The sequence below is a fragment of the Mesorhizobium sp. M7A.T.Ca.US.000.02.2.1 genome, assembly GCF_003996995.1.
In the GTDB taxonomy this organism is placed as follows: domain Bacteria; phylum Pseudomonadota; class Alphaproteobacteria; order Rhizobiales; family Rhizobiaceae; genus Mesorhizobium.
This window is the reverse complement of record NZ_RZTT01000544.1, coordinates 1-3297: the sequence shown is the minus strand read 5'-3', so window position 1 is coordinate 3297 and position 3297 is coordinate 1. Positions and strand designations below refer to the sequence as shown.

Annotated in this window: 3 protein-coding genes; all 3 read right to left on the bottom strand. The window is 65.8% G+C overall.

Going from position 1 to position 3297, the window contains the following annotated elements; translation table 11 throughout:
- On the bottom strand, positions 1-970 hold a 970-nt coding region (locus EOD15_RS31195), incomplete at its 3' end, for an alcohol dehydrogenase catalytic domain-containing protein (protein ID WP_127409163.1).
- A 15-nt stretch (positions 971-985) separates the two neighbouring features.
- On the bottom strand, positions 986-2308 hold the full coding sequence (hisD, locus tag EOD15_RS31190; RefSeq protein ID WP_127321361.1) for a histidinol dehydrogenase: 1323 nt from the start codon (positions 2306-2308) through the stop codon (positions 986-988).
- A gap of 206 nt (positions 2309-2514) precedes the next feature.
- Positions 2515-3288, bottom strand: a complete 774-nt coding sequence (locus EOD15_RS31180; RefSeq protein ID WP_127321362.1) for a glucose 1-dehydrogenase — start codon at positions 3286-3288, stop codon at positions 2515-2517.
- Positions 3289-3297 lie beyond the last annotated feature (9 nt).

Genomic DNA, 3297 nt, shown 5'->3' with positions numbered 1-3297 from the left:
GTCCCGCCAACAGCCGCTCATAGGCAGCCGGAATGTCATCCAGGCCGATCTCCTGGTCGATCAGCGCCAACAGCGGTTCGCTGAGTTCACCTAGCATCCGCACCGCCTCGGGCAGCTCATCGGCAAAGGCGTGGCATCCCAGCAAGCCGATTTCGCGTTCGACCAGCGTATTGGGATCAATGTCGAGGCGGCCATGGAAGATGCCCACCATGGCGATCGTGCCGCCGGGATCGACAACGCCAAGCAATTGGTTGAGCGCCGCGACGCTGCCGGTCGCCTCAATGGCCGCGAGCAGCGGGGCATTGGCGGTTGCGGCGGCAACGGCATCTCGGTTCAGATCGACGATCCTGGCACCCGTCACCTGCGACACGCGGGCGCTGCGAGCTTGGTTGCGGTCGGCGACGAGCACGGTGCCGGCGAAGGTTCGCGACAGCAATAGCGCGGCAAGACCGCCGATCGGCCCGCAGCCGACGACCAGCACCGAGCCGGCCGTTTTCGGCAGGCGCCGCACCGCGTGCAGCGCCACCGCCAGCGGCTCGGCCATCGCCGCGACCCGCTCGTCGAGCCCGGCATCAATGATATGCAAGAGCCGTGCGGGCAGCACCGCCTGTTCGGCAAACCCGCCGTCGCAGACCTCTCCGACGAAGCCCAGTGACGCGCAGAGATGCCGCCTGCCGCCATGACATTGCGCGCAGTCTCCGCACCAGAACCGGGAATCAGCGACCACCCTGTCACCGATGGCGAAGGCGTCCACGCCCGCGCCGATGGCAGTCACCGTGCCGGTCAGCTCATGGCCGGCCGTCGAAGGCGACCGGCTTATCCACTGTCCCGTGCGGAAATTGTGCAGGTCCGAACCGCAAATGCCGGCGGCGTCGACCCTGAGCTTCACCCAGCCCGCACCCGGCGCGCCTGGCGGGGCGATGTCCTCGACACGCAGGTCAGTAGGTCCATACAGTCGTGCGGCCTTCATCGCGATCGCTTCCGCTCAGCCGGCGAGATAGCGGTCGCGGATTTCCGAGACCGCGTTCTCATGCGAGCTGAAGCCCTCGTAGCGGGCGAGCCTGCGGGCGTGCAGAGCGAGTTCCGGATAGGCCACCGAGGTGACATAGCCGACCGACGAGCGCTTGACGAAATCCGTTACCGAAAGCGGCCCGTAGGTTCGCGCCCAGCGGCTGGTCGGCAGCACCGCATTGGGACCGAGAACGAAGTTGGCAAGCGTCACCGGCGTGTGCGGGCCCATCAGTATCTCGGCCGCCTCGGTGATGCGCCCGAGATGCGCGAACGGCTCCTTCGACAGGATCTCGAGATGTTCGGGCGCATAGTCGTTGATGAAGCGGTAGCTGTCTTCCAGCGACGCCGTCAGCACGATGCCGCCGCGCTTGCCGGTCAGCACCGCGCGCGAAAACTCGACACGCTGCTCGGTCATCCGCGACCAATGCTCGGGAAGGGCAGCAAGCGCTGCTTCTGCAACCTTGCGGCTGTGCGTCACCAGATAGGCCGAGGAATCCGGCCCGTGCTCGGCTTCGATCAACAGGTCGAGCGCGGCAAGCCCGCCGTCGACGCTGTCATCGGCGAAGATGATCGCTTCCGACGGGCCGGCCGGAAGGCCTGTGTTGATGACCGATGACAGCACGCTCTTGGCCGCCACCACCCACGGGCTGCCGGGGCCGACGATCTTGAGCGCGGGCTTCACCGTCTCCGTGCCGTAGGCGACGGCGGCGACCGCTTGCGCGCCGCCGCATTTGTAGACGGTTCCCACGCCGGCGAGGCGCGCGGCGACCAGCGTTGCCGCGTCCACCGACCCATCCGATGTCGGCGGCGTCACGATGGCGATCTGCGGCACACCGGCAATCACCGCCGGCACCGACGTCATCATCGTCACCGACGGAAAGGCGCCCTTGCCGCGCGGAACGTAGAGCGCAACGGACGCGATCGGCGTGTACCGGTCGCCGGCATAGGCGCCCGGCCGGACTTCCTTGAGCCACATCGTCTCCGGCTTCTGCTCCTCATGGAAATGCCTGATGTTGTCGATGCCGAACTGGATGCTCTCGACCACATCCTTTTCCACCTTGTCGAACGCCGCGTCGAACTCGGCTTCCGACACCTGCAGTTCGCCCTCGGCGACATTGGCCTTGTCGAGTTCCCTGGCGAAGCGGATCAAGGCGGCGTCGCCTTCGTCCTTGACGGCCTGGATGATCGGCCGGACCTTCTCGACGAAGACCGTCAGATCGGCCTCGGCACGCTTCAGCAGACTGGCGCGCTGGTCGGCATCGATGGATGACAAATCGTGGAAGCTGATGTCGGACATAACTGCTCGTTCTCCTGGAACTCTTGGAACGCAATGACGGTTGGCGCAGGCCGGCCATAGTTCTGCGGGTCGACAGGCCGACCGGGCAAGGATCAAAGCCGTCGAGAGGCTTCACCCGGGCAAAAGTATATACATGTATGTATGATGGTCGCCAGCAATTTTTCCATCATCCTTCCCGTCGAAACCACGGAAACAAACCTGCCTCGTCAGATCGAGGCGAGAAAGCCGCCATCGACCGGAATGGACTGGCCGGTTATGTAGGCCGCCGCATCCGAAGCGAGGAACACCGCGATGCCGTGCAGATCGGAGAGATCACCGAAGCGGCGCTGCGGGATCTTGGCCAGCATGGAGTGCTGCCATGCCTCGTTGCTGTAGAAAACGTCGGTCATCGCCGTCCTGAAATAGCCCGGCGCAATGGCGTTGACCCTTATGCCAAGCTCCGCCCACTCCGCCGCAAGCGCCCGCGTCATGCCGAGCAGGCCCGACTTCGACGAGCCATACGGCACCGCGGTGGGGATTCCGACTTCGGATGTCAGCGAGCACAGATTGATGATGGCACCAGGACGGCCGGCGTCGCGCATCTGCCGCGCGGCGGCCTGGGCGCAGAAGAACGCTCCCTTCAGATTCGTGTCGACGATCCTGTCCCACAGCGCCTCGTCGACATCGAGCGAGGGCCGCACCTCCTCCACGCCGGCATTGTTGACGAGAATGTCGAGGCCGCCAAGCAGGCCGGCGGCCTCTGCGGTGGCTGCGCGGCAGCGACCGACATCGGTGACGTCGAGGGCAACGGCATGCGCCACCCCGCCGGCGGCGCGGATGGCTGTCGTTGTGTCCTGCAATGAGGCCAGGCTGCGCGCCGAGACCGCGACGTCGGCGCCGGCAGCACTCAGCGCTTCGGCGATGCTGCGCCCGATGCCTCGGCTTGCGCCGGTGACAAGCGCCTTCCTGCCGGAGAGATCGAAGAGAGAAGCATTGCGCATGTGATCCTC

Excerpts from the sequence above, each read along its gene's own strand:
- hisD (WP_127321361.1), bottom strand. The coding sequence starts at position 2,308 with ATGTCCGACATCAGCTTCCACGATTTGTCATCCATCGATGCCGACCAG.
- EOD15_RS31180 (WP_127321362.1), bottom strand. The coding sequence starts at position 3,288 with ATGCGCAATGCTTCTCTCTTCGATCTCTCCGGCAGGAAGGCGCTTGTC.